The following is a 14,751-nucleotide window of genomic DNA, read 5'->3' as shown; positions in this document are numbered from 1 at the left end:
CGCTCACCTAACAGTAGGGTACAGCGCATACCACTGTTGCCTTACAGGAGGATTCCGTTGTCCCAGAGAATGCCTCGTCGCCGAGGCCTCGTCACCCGGTTCGCGGTGGCGCTCGGCGCGCTTGCGATCGGCGCCGCCACCGTGGCGTGCTCGTCGGACGAAGACGCCGCGGAGACGTCCCCGACATCGGCACAGTCGGGTGAATGGCCGCGCACCGTCGAGACCGCCGACGGCCCGGTCACGCTCGACACCCGGCCGGAGCGGATCGTCTCGACGAGTGTCACGCTCACCGGCTCCCTGCTCGCCCTCGACGCACCGCTCGTCGGGACCGGCGCCCAGCCCCCGAGCTCCGGCGGCAACTCGGCCACCGACGAGCAGGGCCTGTTCCGGCAGTGGGCCGACGTGGCCGCCGAGCGGGACGTCGAGACGCTGTACCAGGGCGAGATCAACGTCGAGCGGATCACCGCGGCAGCGCCCGATCTCATCGTCGTCTCCGCCAGCGGTGCCGACTCGACGAAGGACAGCTACGACGTGCTGTCCCGGATCGCTCCCACCCTGGTCTTCGACTACACCGACAAGTCGTGGCAGGAGATCACCACCCAGCTGGCCGACGCCATCGGCGCCGAGGACCGCGCCGCCGAACTGATCGCCGAGTTCGACACGAAGGTCGACGAGGCCCGCGCCGCGATCGCACCCGCACTCGCGGAGTCCAGCGAGGCCAACATCCTCACCTACAACTCCCCGCAGGACTCACGGATCTTCACCGCCGTGTCCGCGCAGGGCCAGCTCGCCGAGCGCCTCGGAATCGTGACGGCACCGCTTCCCGAGGACATCGCGAACGCCGACAAGGGGACGATGGCCGGACGCGCCGACGTCGTGCCCGCAAGCGTCGAGAACCTGTCTCGCGCCCTTCCCGGCGCCATCACGTTCATCATCAGCGCGGACGCGTCCGCCGAGGAGCGAATGAAGGCCGATGCGCTGCTCGCGGGAATCCCGTCGGTGCAGTCGGGCAAGGTCTACGCGCTGGGCTACGACAGCTTCCGCCTGGACTACTACAGCGCGAACAACGTCGTGGACCGCATCGTGGAGGCACTGACGTAGCTCGCGTCCGACGCGGACAGGACGAGGGGCCGGGCACCTGCGAGGTGCCCGGCCCCTCGCCGTTCCGGACGCTGGGCACCCGGCCCGATCGGCCGATGCCGCAGGACGTCAGCCCTGCGCCAGCCGCCGCAACAGCGGGGCGGTGCGCTGCGGCACCAGCTCCCGCATCACCAACGCCATGTTGGTGCGCTCGACACCCGGGATCTCGAGGATCTGCCCGGCCAGCCGGTACAGGTCGTCCGCGTCGGTCGCGACGACCTTCACCGACAGGTCCGTCTGCCCCGCCATGCCGTACACCTCGGTGACCTCCGGGATCTCCGCCAGCGCCGCGACGACACTGTCGAGCCGGTGCTGGTCGACCCGCGTCGCAACGTAGGCGGCGAGCGGATAACCCAGCGCGCGCGGGTCGACGCGTCGCTCGAACGACGCGAGCACCCCCTCCGCCTCCCAGCGCGCGAGCCGCGCCTGGACCGTGTTGCGCGACAATCCGAGCCGCGCCGCCAACTCCACTCCCGTCGCCCGCGGCGTGCGGGTCAGCTCGAGCAGCAGCCGGGCGTCGGTCGCATCCAGACTGGTCACATTCCGCAGTATGACACCGCATGACCCCCTCGAACCGTGCGTTCTGCACAGTCGCGGCCGAACCGATTGCGCAGCTGTCCCCGGCGTGGATGATGTGAAGTACAACACAGGTATGCCCGGGGATCGCCCCACAAGGGCGCCCGGGCCGACCCGAACGAGGTGGTCACGGTGGTCGACAAGATTGCCTATCCGGTCCAGCTGATCCAGCCGGACGGCCGACGGGTTCACAACCCGGAGTATTCCGCGCTCGTCGCCGATGTCGGCCCCGAACGCCTGCGCACCCTCTACCGCGACCTCGTCGTCGTGCGGCGCATCGACACCGAGGCAGTCGCCCTGCAACGCCAGGGCGAACTCGGCCTGTGGGCTCCCCTGCTCGGCCAGGAGGCCGCGCAGGTCGGATCCGCGCACGCGCTCGAACCCGACGACTACGTCTTCACCAGCTACCGCGAGCACGGCGTGGCCTGGTGCCGCGGCGTCGATCCCGCGGACATGACGCGAATGTGGCGGGGCTGCTCGCATTCCGGCTGGGATCCGGCGACCGTCAACACCACCAACCCGGCGATCGTCGTCGGATCGCAGGGCCTGCACGCGACCGGCTATGCGATGGGCGCCCGTCTCGACGGTGCCGAGATCGCGACCGTCGCCTACTTCGGTGACGGCGCCACCAGCCAGGGCGACATCTCCGAGGCCCTCGGCTTCGCGGTGAGCTGGAGTGCCGGGGTGGTGTTCTTCTGCCAGAACAACCACTGGGCGATCAGCGCCCCGGTGCACGTGCAGAGCCCGGTGGCACTGGCCCACCGGGCCGCCGGCTTCGGGATGCCCGCCGTGCAGGTCGACGGCAACGACGTCCTCGCCGTCCTGGCCGTCACCCGGCAGGCCGCGCGCCGCGCCCGCGAAGGCGGCGGACCGACGTTCATCGAGGCCCTCACCTACCGCATGGGTCCGCACACCACGTCCGACGACCCGACCCGCTACCGCACCCCCGCCGAACTGGAGGAATGGCGGGCACGCGATCCGCTGACCCGGGTGCGGCTGTTGCTCGACCGCGAGGGTCTCGCCGACGACGACTATCTCGCCACGGTCCAGGCCGACGCGGACGCCGCCGCGGACCGGCTGCGCACGGGCACGCTCACCGCCCCCGACCCCGAACCGCTCTCGATGTTCGATCACGTCTACGCCACCGAGCACCGGATGCTCGCCGATCAACGCGCCCGCTACGGCGAATACCTCGCCGGGTTCGACACCGCACAGTACGAGGAGGCACGGTCATGACCACCACCACGATGGCTCTCGGCGCCGCCCTCAATGCCGGGTTGCGGCGCGCGCTCGAACACGACCGCAAGGTCGTGATCATGGGCGAGGACGTCGGCCGGCTCGGCGGCGTCTTCCGCGTCACCGACACGTTGCAGAAGGACTTCGGCACCGACCGGGTCTTCGACACTCCCCTCGCCGAATCCGGCATCGTGGGAACGGCTTTCGGCATGGCGCTGCGCGGATACCGGCCGGTGTGCGAGATCCAGTTCGACGGGTTCGTCTACCCGGCCTTCGACCAGATCGTCTCGCAGGTCGCGAAGATCCACTACCGCACCGCGGGTACGGTCACCGCGCCGTTGACGATCCGCATTCCGTACGGCGGCGGGATCGGCGCCGTCGAGCACCATTCCGAGTCCCCCGAGGGGTATTTCACGCACACCGCGGGCCTGCGGGTGGTGAGCCCCGGCACTCCGTCGGACGCCTACTGGATGATCCAGCAGGCGGTGGCCCTGGACGATCCGGTGATCTTCCTCGAGCCGAAGCACCGGTACTGGGATCGCGGCGAGGTCGACCTCGACACCCCGCCGGAACTGCCGCTGGACCGGGCGCGCGTCACCCGGCCGGGCACCGATGTCACGCTCGTGACGTTCGGCGCGATGCTGACGACGGCCCTGCAGGCCGCGGATATCGCTGCGGACGAAGGACATTCGATCGAGGTGATCGATCTGCGATCGCTGTCGCCGCTCGACGTCGACACCGTCGAGGCGTCGGTGCGCCGCACCGGCCGGCTCGTGGTCGCGCAGGAGGCACCGGTGAATTGCGGGCTCGGCGCCGAAATCGCCGCGCAGATCTCCGAACGGTGCTTCTATCAGCTGGAGGCGCCGGTGCTGCGGGTCGGCGGATTCGACATCCCGTATCCGCCGGCGAAACTCGAGGCGTACCACCTACCGGACCCCGACCGCATCCTCGATGCCGTCGACCGCAGCCTCGCCGCCTGAGGGGACACACCGCCTGAAGGGACACGCCGAATGAACCAGTCCGTCAAGGAATTCCGGATGCCGGATCTCGGTGAGGGACTGACCGAGGCCGACCTCGTGTCCTGGACGGTGGCCGTCGGCGACCGCGTCGAGCTCAACCAGGTCGTCGCGGAGGTGGAAACGGCGAAGGCAGTGGTGGAGTTGCCGTCGCCGTTCGCGGGGACGGTGGCGGAACTGCTCGCCGAGCCCGGAACGACGGTGCCGGTCGGGGCACCGATCATCCGGATCGCGGTGCCCAGTGAGGGTCCCCACGACGCCGGTGCCGAATCCCATACCCCGGTGCTCGTCGGCTACGGTCCCGGCCGCCCACCGGCGAGCAAACGGGCCGCCCGGACGCTCGCGCAGGCCGGGCCGACGACCGACAGGACCTCGGGAAACGGGCACAGCGCACCGCACCTGCACGCCGAGCCACCCCGCCCGGATGCGAAGCCGTCGGCGCGACGTGAGGCCAAACGCCTCGGCATCGACCTGGCGACCGTGACCGGAACCGGCACCGGCGGGGTCGTCACCCGCTCGGACGTGCGGCGCGCCGCGGACCGGGCCGCCCGCACCGAACCCGGCGAGGAGACGCGGGTGCCGATCACGGGGGTGCGCAAACGCACCGCCGAGGCCGTGACCCGCAGTGCATTCACCGCGCCGCACGCGACGGTGTTCCTCACGTGCGACGTCACCGCGACCGTCGAGCTGGTCGAGCGGCTGCGCACGCATCCGTCGTTCGCGGACCGGCATCCGACCGCCCTGACGATCGTGGCGGCGGCGTTGCTGCGCGCGGTCGCGGACCAGCCGATCCTCAACGCGACGTGGGATCAGGACGCCGGTGAGATCGCGACGCGCACCTACGTGAACCTGGGCATCGCGACCGCCACCGACGAGGGGCTGATGGTCCCGGTGATCCGGAACGCGCACGCCCTGACGCTGCCCGACCTGGCCGGCGCGATCGCCACCGTCACCGCGACCGCGCGCGCCGGGCGCGCAACACCCACCGACCTGACGGGCGGCACGATCTCGATCACGAACGTCGGGGTGTTCGGCGTGGACGGCGGCAGCCCGATCCTCGTGCCGGGTGAGGCGGCGATCCTCGCCGTCGGGGCGATCGCGCCGCGTCCGTGGGTGGTCGACGACGCGCTCGCGGTGCGCCGGGTGGTCACGCTGTCGTTGTCGTTCGATCATCGGCTCGTCGACGGCGAGCAGGCGGGGCGGGCACTCGCGGCGATCGGCGGATTCCTCGGCGACCCGGTGCCCGCGCTGCTCGCACGCTGACCCGCGCGGGTGAGGAACCCGCCGCGGTGCCGGTAGCGTCGGGTTCCGTGACCGATCCCGCCTATCGGCGTGCCCGAGCCGCCGTCTTCGCCGTCTTCGGACTCAACGGGTTCCTGCTCGCGATGTGGGTCGTGCACATTCCGGCGGTGCAGCAGCGCGCGGGGATCGGCAACGCGACCCTGGGAACGCTGCTGCTGATGCTCGCGGTCGGCGCGATCGTCGGCATGCAGGCGACGGGGCGGCTCGCCGACCGGTTCGGCAGCGACCGCACCACCACGATCGCCGCGAGTGCCCTGGCGGTCACGGTGGCCGGTCCGGGTCTGGCGTCGCAGGGCTGGCAGCTCGCCGTCGCACTGGTGCTGTTCGGGTTCGCGAACGGCGCCCTGGACGTGTCGATGAATTCGCAGGCGGTCGTCGTCGAACAGCGTTACCGGCGGCCGATCATGGCGGCCTTCCACGGGCTGTTCTCCGTCGGCGGTGTGGCCGGGGCACTGGTCGGGGCGGCGACGCTCGCCGCCGGCTGGGCTCCGGCGATGTCGCTGGCCGTCACGGGTGCGATGGGGCTGCTGGTGGTCGCGGTCGCGTCCGGGCAGTTGGTGCGGGTGCCGCCGCATCCCCACCACGTCGATGCGGCTCCGCGCGGCGGGTATTCGCGGCGGGTACTGCTGCTCGGCGGGCTCGCGTTCATGCTGATGCTGTGCGAGGGCGTCGCCAACGACTGGAGTGCCCTGCAGGTCAAGGAGCGTCTGGGCAGCCCGGATTCGGTGGCGGCACTCGCTTTCGGGGTGTTCTCGGCGACGATGACGATCGGCCGCTTCACCGCGGATCGGATCACCGCGCGGATCGGCCCGGTGGCGCTGGTGCGGTACGGCATGCTGGTCGCCGCCGTCGGGGTGGGCGCGGTGATCGCGTCGCCGTGGCTGCCGCTGACCCTGGCGGGCTGGGGGTTGTTCGGCGCCGGTCTCTCCGGGGCGGTTCCGCAGTTGTTCACGGCCGCGGGGAACATGACGACCGGCGCGCCGGGCGCGAACATGTCGCGGGTCGTCGGGATGGGCTATCTCGGCTTCCTGGCAGGCCCGGCGTGCATCGGCTGGTTGTCGGAGGCGACGTCGCTGACGGCGGCGATGGCGGTGCCGCTGGCGTGCGTGCTGGCCGCGTCGGCACTGGCCCCGAACGTGCGCGAGGGCGCCCGCGCAGCAGATGTGCGCGGGCGCCCCTGAAAGTGGATGCGGGTCAGAGGACCTTGAGTTCCTCGGTGACCTCGCCGACCATCTTCTTCGCGTCGCCGAAGAGCATCGACGTCTGATCCGCGGTGAACAGCGGGTTGTCGATGCCGGCATAGCCGGAGGACATGGACCGCTTGAGCACGATCACCGACTTGGACTGGTCGACGTTCAGGATCGGCATGCCGTAGATCGGGCTCGACGAATCCAGACGCGCGGCCGGGTTGGTGACGTCGTTGGCGCCGATGACGATGGTGACGTCGGTCCGGCTGAACTCGCCGTTGATGTCGTCCATCTCCTTCATCGCGTCGTACGCGACGTCGGCCTCGGCGAGCAGCACGTTCATGTGGCCCGGCATGCGACCGGCGACCGGGTGGATGGCGTACTTGACCTCGACGCCACGCTGCTCGAGCAGCTCGGCCATCTCCTTGACGGCGTGCTGCGCCTGCGCCACGGCCAGACCGTAGCCGGGCACCACGATGACCTGGTTGGCGTAGGCCATCTGGATCGCCGCATCCGCCGCGGAGGTCGCCTTGACGGTGCCACCGGACGCGGAGACCACGCCGCCGGAACCGCCGTCGCCGCCGAAGGAACCGAACACGATCGCCGGGATCGAGCGGTTCATGGCCTTGGCCATGAGGTTGGTCAGGATCGAACCCGAGGCGCCGACGATCATGCCGGCGACGATCATCGCCTGGTTGTTCAGCGCCAGACCCGCGGCGGCCGCGGACAGACCGGTCAGGGCGTTGAGCAGCGAGATGACGACGGGCATGTCGGCGCCGCCGATCGGGAGCACCACGAACAGGCCCATCAGGCCGGCCACGACGAGCAGCGCGACGATCCAGATCGCCGGGGTCGGCGCGTTGGCCGGGTCCGCCTGCAGACCGATGTAGATCGCGATCGCGATCGCGGCGACCGCCAGGACGATGTTGGCGAGCTGGAACAGCTTCGCCGACGCGACGACCTTCTTCTCGAAGTTCTTGTTCAGCAGTTCCTGCAGCTTGGAGAACGCCACCAGCGAACCCCAGAACGAGACCGAGCCGATGATCGCGGCGAACAGCGAGCCGACGATGAACGGCACCGACGGCACGTCGTCGACGGTCGTGAAGCCGTTCGAGTCGAGGAACTCGGCCCACGCGATCAGCGCGACGGTGCCACCACCGACGCCGTTGAACAGCGCGACCAGCTGCGGCATCGCGGTCATCTTGGTCTTCAGTGCCGGCGGCACACCCAGGATCACACCCACGGCCAGGCCGCCGACGATCAGACCCCAGTTCTCGGTGTCACGGATGTCGATGAGCACCGCGATCACGGCGATCGCCATGCCGGCCGCGGCGATGTAGTTGCCGCGGACCGCGGTCTTCGGGCCGGTCAGGCCCATCAGACCGTAGATGAACATCGCGAACGCGACGATGTACAGGATGGTCACCAGGTAACTCATCGGGCGTCAGCTCCCTTCGACTCCGCCGACGCCTTCACAACGTCCTTCTTGGGCTTGAACATCGCGAGCATGCGGTCGGTGACGACGAAGCCGCCGACCACGTTCAGGGTGCCGAACACCAGCGCGACGAACAGGATGATCTTGATGCTCCACGGGGCGTCCCCGGGCAGGTGCCCGAGCACCACGAGCGCACCGAGCACCACGATGCCGTGGATGGCGTTGGTGCCCGACATCAGCGGCGTGTGCAGCGTGTTCGGGACCTTGGAAATAACGGCGAACCCGACAAATCCGGCAAGGACCAGAATGGCGATGTTCGCGAGCAGTTCGGTGTACATCTACGCGTTCTCCTTCGAGCGGGTCACGCACGCGCCGTCGAGGATCTCGTCGGAGAAGTCCGGTGCCAGCGCGCCGTTGTCGTCGAGCATCAGCTCGAGCAAGGCGGCGACGTTCTTCGAGTAGAGCTCGGATGCGTGCTCGGGCATCGTCGCGGGCAGGTTCAGCGGCGAGCAGATCGTCACGCCGTGCTTGACGACGGTCTGTCCGGGTTCGGTCAGCTCGCAGTTGCCGCCGGTCTCGCCGGCGAGGTCGACCACGACCGAGCCGGGCTTCATGCCGTGCACCGCGGCAGCGGTGACCAGACGCGGCGCCGGACGGCCCGGCACCAGCGCAGTCGTGATGACCACGTCGAAGCCCTTGATGGCCTCCTCGAGAGCCTGCTGCTGCTGGGCGCGCTCGGCATCGGTGAGTTCGCGGGCGTAGCCGCCCTCACCGGCCGCGTCGATCCCCAGATCGAGCCACTGCGCACCGACCGAACGCACCTGATCGGCGACCTCCGGGCGCACGTCGTATCCGGTGGTGCGACCACCGAGACGCTTGGCGGTGGCCAGCGCCTGCAGACCCGCGACACCGACGCCGAGCACCAGCACGGTCGCGGGCTTGACGGTGCCCGCGGCCGTGGTGAGCATCGGGAAGTAGCGCGTGGCCTCCGACGCAGCGACCAGCACCGCCTTGTAGCCGGACACGTTCGCCTGCGACGACAGCGCGTCCATCACCTGGGCACGCGAGATGCGCGGGATCGCCTCGACGGCGAACGCCTGCACTCCGGCCGCAGCGAGCGCGCCGATCTGGTTCTCCGCGTTGCGCGGCGCCAGGAACCCGATCAGGGTCTGCCCCGACCGCAGCCGCGCGACCTCCGCATCCGACGGCGGCGCGACCTTCACCACGACGTCCGCCGTCCAGGCGTCACCGATCGTGGCCCCGGCCTCGACGTACAACTCGTCGGGAATCAGTGCCGCCTCGCCGGCACCGGCCTCGACGACGACGTCGAGACCCTTGCCGATCAGAGACGGAACAATCTTCGGGACCAGCGCGACGCGACGCTCACCGTCGTTCGTTTCGCGAACGACGCCGACGGTCGGACGACGCTGTGCCTCTCTTCCCGTGCTCAATCCTTCGGTATCCAACTTCCCCTGACTCCTGCTTCGAATGAGGGCCTCACCGCGAGGGCGGCGGGCTGCGTACATCGAGGCCACGGCAGTGCACGCCGGCCTGATGAGCTAAAGCAGACCTACCGTGGTGGCGACGACACTGCAACCGCTTGCTTTTGTCTGAATCGAGTCCGAACAAGGATGCAGTGCGAGAATTGTGATGCAGCTCACTTCACAGTACGAGCGTACCGCTGGTGAATGCAAAGCCCGAGGAGGAGCCGATGGAACGTCGCACAGTCGACGTCGAACGCGTCTACGACCACCCCGCAGACGAGGACGCGTTCCGTGTCCTGGTGGACCGTCTGTGGCCGAGGGGGCTCCGCAAGGATGCGTTCCATTACGACGACTGGGCGAAGGACCTCGCGCCCTCCGCAGAGCTGCGCAAGTGGTACTCGCACGACGCCGCGTTGTTCTCGGAATTCCGCACCCGTTACCTCCACGAGCTGACCACGGAGGCCGGACGCGAAGCCGTCGCCCGGCTGGATCGCCTCGCCGACGGACGCCCCCTGGTGTTGCTCACCGCGACCCGCGATCTCGACCACAGCGGCGCCGTGATCCTCGCCGAGCATCTGCGGGAGGCCCGGTGACGGCCCGCGACCCCGACCTCGGCGGGGACCCGGTGTGCTGGCTCGATCGGGTGTGCCCGGAGTGTGGGCTGTTCCTCGACGACCACGTCCTCGAGAGCACGGCCGGGCAGTGCCCACGCTGCGGTCACCCGCGCGACACCGGGCACACCGATCCCCTACCGTCACCGCAATGAGCGTTCCCTCCGAGATTCTCGGCCTGGCCCGCGCCGCGCGCCGCGTCGCCGTCCTGACCGGCGCCGGCATGTCCGCCGAGAGCGGCGTCCCGACCTTCCGGGACGCGCAGACCGGCCTGTGGTCCCGGTTCGACGCCGCCGCCCTCGCAACCCCCGAGGCGTGGCACGCCGACGCGGAGACGGTGTGGGCGTGGTACCAGTGGCGCGTGGCGCTGGTCCGGAAGGTCGAACCGAACGCGGGCCATCTCGCGCTGGCCGACTGGGCCCGCGACACGGACGTCCACATCGTCACCCAGAACGTCGACGATCTGCACGAACGCGCCGGCAGTGTCGTCAGCGCGCACCTGCACGGCAGCCTGTTCGCGCCGCGGTGCGCCGACTGCGAGGCCGCCGCCGAGCTTCCGGATCCGCCGGCCGAGCCGGTGGCCCGGCTGACGCCGCCGACGTGCAGCCGGTGCGGGGGCCGGGTCCGTCCGGGTGTCGTGTGGTTCGGCGAACTGCTGCCCCGCGCACCGTGGGACGCGGCGACCGAGGTCGTCGCCGATGCCGACCTGCTGCTCGTCGTCGGCACCTCCGGGATGGTGTACCCCGCCGCCGGGTTGCCCGCGCTGGCCCGCGATCGCGGCGTGCCGGTCGTCGAGATCGGGCCCGAGCCGACGGAACTCTCGGACCGCGTCGACCACGTGTGGCGCACGACCGCGGCGATCGGATTGCCCGCACTGGTGGCGGCGTTACAGTGACGACCGTGGGAGCCTGCGTGTTCTGCGACATCGTGGCCGGTACCGCACCGGCGCGGCGGGTGTTCGAGGACGAGACGGTCGTCGCGTTCCTCGACATCCGGCCGATCTCGCGCGGTCACGTCCTCGTGGTGCCCCGGGCCCACGCGGCCCGGCTCGAGGAACTCGCGCCGGACGACGGCGCGGCGATGTTCCGCGTCGGACAGCGCCTGGCGCGGGCACTGGCCCGCTCGGACCTCACACCCGACGGCGCCCACCTGGTGCTCAACGACGGCCGGGCCGCGTTCCAGACCGTCGATCACGCCCACCTGCACGTGTTGCCGCGCTGGAACGGCGACAAGGTACGCCTGGCGGCCGGGCTCCTCCGGCGCCGCCCCGACGACCCGGACGCGATCGCAGCCCTGATCCGCGCCGGACTGGACCGATTGGAAGCAGAGGATCCCCGTTGAGCACCGACCAGACTCCCGAAACCCCCGAATTTCCCGTGGAGAAGATCCGTTCGCTGCTGTTCGAGCAGTTCGCGGTCATCGACGATCTGATCGCCGACCTCGACACGGACACCTGGTTCACCCCGTCGACGCTGCCGGGCTGGACCGTCAAGGACATCGTGGCGCACCTGATCGGCACCGAATCGCTCCTCGCGGGTGAAGAGACCCCGCACGTCGACATCGACGTGCACGCGCTCGGTCACGTGCACAACGAGATCGGCGCGCTCAACGAACGGTGGGTGGAGTCGATGCGCGGCACACCGGGCACGGCCATCCTCGAGCGGTACCGGCAGATCGTCGCGCGCCGGCGCGACCAGCTCTCGAAGATGACACAGGAATGGTTCGACACACCCGCGCAGACGCCGGCCGGTCCGGCGACCTACGGGCGCTTCATGCGCATCCGCGTATTCGATTGCTGGATGCACGAACTCGACATCAGGGACGCGCTCGGGATCCCCGGCGACGAGGGCGGTCCGCGCGCCGAGCTGGCGTTCGCCGAGATCGTCGGGTCGCTGGCGTATGTCGTCGGCAAGCTCGGCAAGGCCCCGGACGGCTCCCGCATCACGTTCGAGCTGACCGGCCCGCTCGCCCGCACCCTGCACGTGGAGGTCCACGGACGGGCCGCGCTCGTTCCCGCGCTGTCGGGCGAGGCGACCAGCACGATCACCCTCGATTCGGGACTGTTCGCGCGGCTCGCCGGCGGACGTGTCCGCGCGTTCGACCACCTCGACGAGATCACCCTCGGCGGGGACACCACGGTCGGGCGGCGCATCGTCGACAATCTGGCGTTCACCATCTGACCGTTCCCCGATGCGCCTGTTCCTCTCGTCGTACCGTTTCGGCGCCGACCCGGCGGCGCTGCTGCGGGTGACCGGTCCGCCCGGGCCGCTCGCGGTGATCGCGAATGCCGCCGATTCCTGGCCCGCGCAGGCCCGGCAGTCGTCGCTGAACAGCGAGTTCGGTCCGCTGCGGGAACTCGGATTCGATCCGGTCGAGGTGGATCTGCGCGACCACGTCGGCGCACCGGAGTCGTTGCGCGCCAGGCTGTCCGAGTTCCGGGTGGTGTGGGTGCGCGGCGGCAACACGTTCGTGTTGCGGGCCCAGCTCGCGCGCTCCGGCGGCGACACGGTGCTCACCGACCTCGTCCGGTCCGGGGCGCTCGCGTACGCCGGGTACAGCGCCGGGGCGTGCGTGGTGACGCCGACGCTGCGCGGCGTCGAGTTCTCCGACGACCCGGGCGAGGTCGAGCCGACGTGCGGGATCGCCCCGCAGTGGGACGGCCTCGGTCTGGTGGATTTCGCGATCGTGCCGCATGTCGGCGGGTCGCCGCTGGACAACGGCGGCAGCCGCCGCGCCGTGGATCTCCTGACGCGCAACGGCATCGCGTTCCGGGCTCTGACCGACGACGACACGATCGTTGTGGACACATCGGACGGAACGGATACTTCTCACTGCTAACATCCGACGATGGAGTCGCTGTCGGATCTGTTCAGCGCCGGTACTGCGCCCTGGTGGGCGGCACCGGTCGCTCTCGTCGTCGGAGTGGTACTCGGGGTGGTCGCCGCGCGCGGTGGCCGGAAGGCGACCCGGCAACCGGCACCCGCGCCGGTGCTGCGCGCGACCGATCGTGCCCTGCACGTGCGGTTTCTCCAGGTCGCCGACAACGTCCACAATCATCTCTTCGAGCTCGACCGCTCCGAGCTGGCCGATGTCGAACTCGACGAGGCGCTGCAGTCGGAGGACCCGCGTCTGCGGGCGATCGCACGCGGCATCGTCGATCTCGACGCGATCGTGAACGAGATGCGGCTGACGGCACCGGATCCGGTGCTCGCCGCGGCGGAGTCGGCGTTCGCGTTCCTCACCGCGGCGTCGAGCGACGGCATCGACGATCAGGACGGGTTCCGGGACCGGTACGTCACGGAGAAGCGTCGGTTCGTCGACGCGGTGCGGTCCACTCATCCCCCGGCGACAGCGCGTCCTTGAGGGCAATCCCGCGACCGTGTCGTTACCTAAGTGACATGTGTGACTGATGTGACTGCTGTTACGTTGGCACGGCGTCGACTGTGCGGCATCACTCCGGAGGTCCCATGCGCTCGTCCCTGCGACATCGTCTGGCTCTCGCCCTGCCCGTGACCCTCGCCGCGACCTGCGTTCTCGTGCTCGGCGGGACCGGAACCGCATACGCCGCGTGCCCACCGGGCAGCGGTACCGGCAGCTCGGCGCCGGGGACCGGCAGTGCACTGCCCGGCACCGGGAGCAGACTGCCCGGCACCGGCAGCGCGCTGCCCGGCAGCTCCGAGCCCGGCGTCACCCCGATCCCCTGGCTCAACGGGCAGGACGGCCGCCTCCCCCAGCTGAAGGGCACCACGACCGCGGTCGCGCACATGACCGGACTGATGGGTGACAACGACACCGTGCCCCGGTTCGGCGTACTCGGCACCGATCTCGGCATCATGTGGGACAACGGCGAGGGTCAGGTCCTCGCGGCTTTCGGAGACACGTTCGGGTTCAATCGCAATCCGTTCTGCGGACTCGTCGGCGATTGGCGCAGCAACGTCCTGTTCCGCAGCACCGACCGGAACCTGTCCGACGGCATGAGCATCGACAGCGCTCCCCTGGATCGCCCGAACCACGCCCGCGAACTGATCGAGAGCCGCAAGGTCAACGGCGTCGAGATCACCACGATCCCCACCGCCGGCATCGCCGTCGGCGGGGTCCAGTACCTCGATTTCATGTCGGTACGCAGCTGGGGTGCCCCCGGCGAGTGGCACACGAACTTCTCCGCGCTCGCCTCGTCGGCGGACAACGGGGAGACCTGGACGGTCCACCCCCTCACGGCACGTCTGAACGAATCCGTCAGCGGCAACGCCAACTTCCAGATGGGCGCGTTCGTCGAACACGACGGCTGGATCTACAAGTTCGGCACCCCGTCGGGGCGCAACGGCGCCGCCCACCTGGCTCGGGTGCGGCCGGAATCGCTGCTCGACCCGCTCGCCTACGAGTACTGGGACGGCATCGGAGCCTGGGTGCCGACCGACCCGAAGGCCGCGGGCGTCGTGATCCCCGGGCCGGTCAGCGAACTGTCCGTCGCCTACAACGAGCATCTCGGCGGGTTCGTGGCGCTATACACCGATGCGACGAACTCGATCGTCGCGCGGACCTCCGCAACGCTCGAATCCGGCTGGAGCGAACCGAAGGTGCTGGTGAGCAGCCGGGACGTGCCGAGCGTGTACGGCGCGTTCATCCACCCGTGGTCGTCGGGCAAGGACCTGTACTACCTGGCCAGCACGTGGTCGGACTACAACGTGATGCTGCTGCGCACCGACCTCGACGCCGCGAAGCTGCCGAAGCCGGTGGCACCGCCGCCGCCGGCGTGACCCCACG

Annotated in this window: 17 protein-coding genes; 13 read left to right on the top strand and 4 right to left on the bottom strand. The window is 70.0% G+C overall.

The genetic code is table 11. The features are described from left to right. Positions 1 to 57 precede the first annotated feature (57 nt). Positions 58 to 1,101 carry a Fe2+-enterobactin ABC transporter substrate-binding protein gene (gene fepB, locus ACWDUD_RS15470; RefSeq protein ID WP_231610589.1) on the top strand — a complete coding sequence of 348 codons (1,044 nt, stop codon included), beginning with the start codon at positions 58 to 60 and terminating at the stop codon, positions 1,099 to 1,101. A gap of 108 nt (positions 1,102 to 1,209) precedes the next feature. Here fepB and ACWDUD_RS15465 read toward each other — a convergent pair whose 3' ends face one another. Continuing rightward, on the bottom strand, positions 1,210 to 1,680 hold the full coding sequence (locus ACWDUD_RS15465) for an Lrp/AsnC family transcriptional regulator (RefSeq protein WP_420750444.1): 471 nt from the start codon (positions 1,678 to 1,680) through the stop codon (positions 1,210 to 1,212). 168 nt (positions 1,681 to 1,848) lie between these two features. Here ACWDUD_RS15465 and pdhA point away from each other — a divergent pair, with 168 nt between their 5' ends. Genes pdhA through ACWDUD_RS15445 form a run of 4 tightly spaced genes read left to right on the top strand, consistent with a single transcriptional unit; the run spans position 1,849 to position 6,451 of the window. After that, positions 1,849 to 2,952, top strand: coding sequence for a pyruvate dehydrogenase (acetyl-transferring) E1 component subunit alpha (gene pdhA / locus ACWDUD_RS15460; protein WP_197252409.1), 1,104 nt, complete (start codon positions 1,849 to 1,851; stop codon positions 2,950 to 2,952). Further along, the gene (locus ACWDUD_RS15455; protein ID WP_450109852.1) at positions 2,949 to 3,932 is read left to right on the top strand and encodes an alpha-ketoacid dehydrogenase subunit beta; all 984 of its coding nucleotides are present in this window, start codon (positions 2,949 to 2,951) and stop codon (positions 3,930 to 3,932) included. The genes pdhA and ACWDUD_RS15455 overlap by 4 nt, the downstream gene beginning before the upstream one ends. 30 nt (positions 3,933 to 3,962) lie before the next feature. After that, the gene (locus ACWDUD_RS15450; RefSeq protein WP_450109851.1) at positions 3,963 to 5,231 is read left to right on the top strand and encodes a dihydrolipoamide acetyltransferase family protein; all 1,269 of its coding nucleotides are present in this window, start codon (positions 3,963 to 3,965) and stop codon (positions 5,229 to 5,231) included. A 47-nt stretch (positions 5,232 to 5,278) separates the two neighbouring features. Then, positions 5,279 to 6,451, top strand: a complete 1,173-nt coding sequence (locus ACWDUD_RS15445; RefSeq protein ID WP_450109850.1) for an MFS transporter — start codon at positions 5,279 to 5,281, stop codon at positions 6,449 to 6,451. A 13-nt stretch (positions 6,452 to 6,464) separates the two neighbouring features. Here ACWDUD_RS15445 and ACWDUD_RS15440 read toward each other — a convergent pair whose 3' ends face one another. Genes ACWDUD_RS15440 through ACWDUD_RS15430 form a run of 3 tightly spaced genes read right to left on the bottom strand, consistent with a single transcriptional unit; the run spans position 6,465 to position 9,343 of the window. Beyond that, positions 6,465 to 7,895, bottom strand: a complete 1,431-nt coding sequence (locus ACWDUD_RS15440) for an NAD(P)(+) transhydrogenase (Re/Si-specific) subunit beta (RefSeq protein ID WP_197250205.1) — start codon at positions 7,893 to 7,895, stop codon at positions 6,465 to 6,467. Beyond that, the gene (locus tag ACWDUD_RS15435; RefSeq protein ID WP_197250204.1) at positions 7,892 to 8,230 is read right to left on the bottom strand and encodes an NAD(P) transhydrogenase subunit alpha; all 339 of its coding nucleotides are present in this window, start codon (positions 8,228 to 8,230) and stop codon (positions 7,892 to 7,894) included. Before ACWDUD_RS15435 ends, ACWDUD_RS15440 begins: the two co-directional genes overlap by 4 nt. Beyond that, positions 8,231 to 9,343, bottom strand: coding sequence for a Re/Si-specific NAD(P)(+) transhydrogenase subunit alpha (locus ACWDUD_RS15430; protein WP_450109849.1), 1,113 nt, complete (start codon positions 9,341 to 9,343; stop codon positions 8,231 to 8,233). 260 nt (positions 9,344 to 9,603) lie between these two features. Here ACWDUD_RS15430 and ACWDUD_RS15425 point away from each other — a divergent pair, with 260 nt between their 5' ends. From ACWDUD_RS15425 to ACWDUD_RS15390, 8 genes are all read left to right on the top strand, one after another. After that, positions 9,604 to 9,969 carry a DUF488 domain-containing protein gene (locus tag ACWDUD_RS15425; protein WP_197250202.1) on the top strand — a complete coding sequence of 122 codons (366 nt, stop codon included), beginning with the start codon at positions 9,604 to 9,606 and terminating at the stop codon, positions 9,967 to 9,969. Further along, complete coding sequence (locus tag ACWDUD_RS15420) at positions 9,966 to 10,142, top strand: hypothetical protein (RefSeq protein ID WP_197250201.1); 177 nt, start codon at positions 9,966 to 9,968, stop codon at positions 10,140 to 10,142. The genes ACWDUD_RS15425 and ACWDUD_RS15420 overlap by 4 nt, the downstream gene beginning before the upstream one ends. Further along, a complete protein-coding gene (locus tag ACWDUD_RS15415) occupies positions 10,139 to 10,882 on the top strand; it encodes an SIR2 family NAD-dependent protein deacylase (protein WP_231609793.1) in 744 nt (247 codons plus the stop codon). Before ACWDUD_RS15420 ends, ACWDUD_RS15415 begins: the two co-directional genes overlap by 4 nt. Before the next feature lie 5 nt (positions 10,883 to 10,887). Further along, positions 10,888 to 11,328 (top strand): HIT family protein, encoded by a 441-nt coding sequence (locus ACWDUD_RS15410; protein ID WP_248675928.1) that lies wholly within the window; start codon positions 10,888 to 10,890, stop codon positions 11,326 to 11,328. After that, the gene (locus ACWDUD_RS15405) at positions 11,325 to 12,167 is read left to right on the top strand and encodes a maleylpyruvate isomerase family mycothiol-dependent enzyme (RefSeq protein ID WP_231609792.1); all 843 of its coding nucleotides are present in this window, start codon (positions 11,325 to 11,327) and stop codon (positions 12,165 to 12,167) included. The genes ACWDUD_RS15410 and ACWDUD_RS15405 overlap by 4 nt, the downstream gene beginning before the upstream one ends. Before the next feature lie 10 nt (positions 12,168 to 12,177). Then, a complete protein-coding gene (locus ACWDUD_RS15400) occupies positions 12,178 to 12,825 on the top strand; it encodes a Type 1 glutamine amidotransferase-like domain-containing protein (RefSeq protein ID WP_450109848.1) in 648 nt (215 codons plus the stop codon). A 9-nt stretch (positions 12,826 to 12,834) separates the two neighbouring features. Beyond that, the gene (locus ACWDUD_RS15395) at positions 12,835 to 13,350 is read left to right on the top strand and encodes a hypothetical protein (RefSeq protein ID WP_197250198.1); all 516 of its coding nucleotides are present in this window, start codon (positions 12,835 to 12,837) and stop codon (positions 13,348 to 13,350) included. A 104-nt stretch (positions 13,351 to 13,454) separates the two neighbouring features. Continuing rightward, positions 13,455 to 14,744 carry a DUF4185 domain-containing protein gene (locus tag ACWDUD_RS15390; RefSeq protein WP_450109847.1) on the top strand — a complete coding sequence of 430 codons (1,290 nt, stop codon included), beginning with the start codon at positions 13,455 to 13,457 and terminating at the stop codon, positions 14,742 to 14,744. The last annotated feature ends 7 nt before the right edge of the window (positions 14,745 to 14,751 follow it).

This window comes from Rhodococcus sp. NPDC003382 (assembly GCF_053589135.1).
The sequence above is the reverse complement of the archived record's forward strand: the minus strand, read 5'-3'. Positions and strand labels throughout refer to the sequence as shown.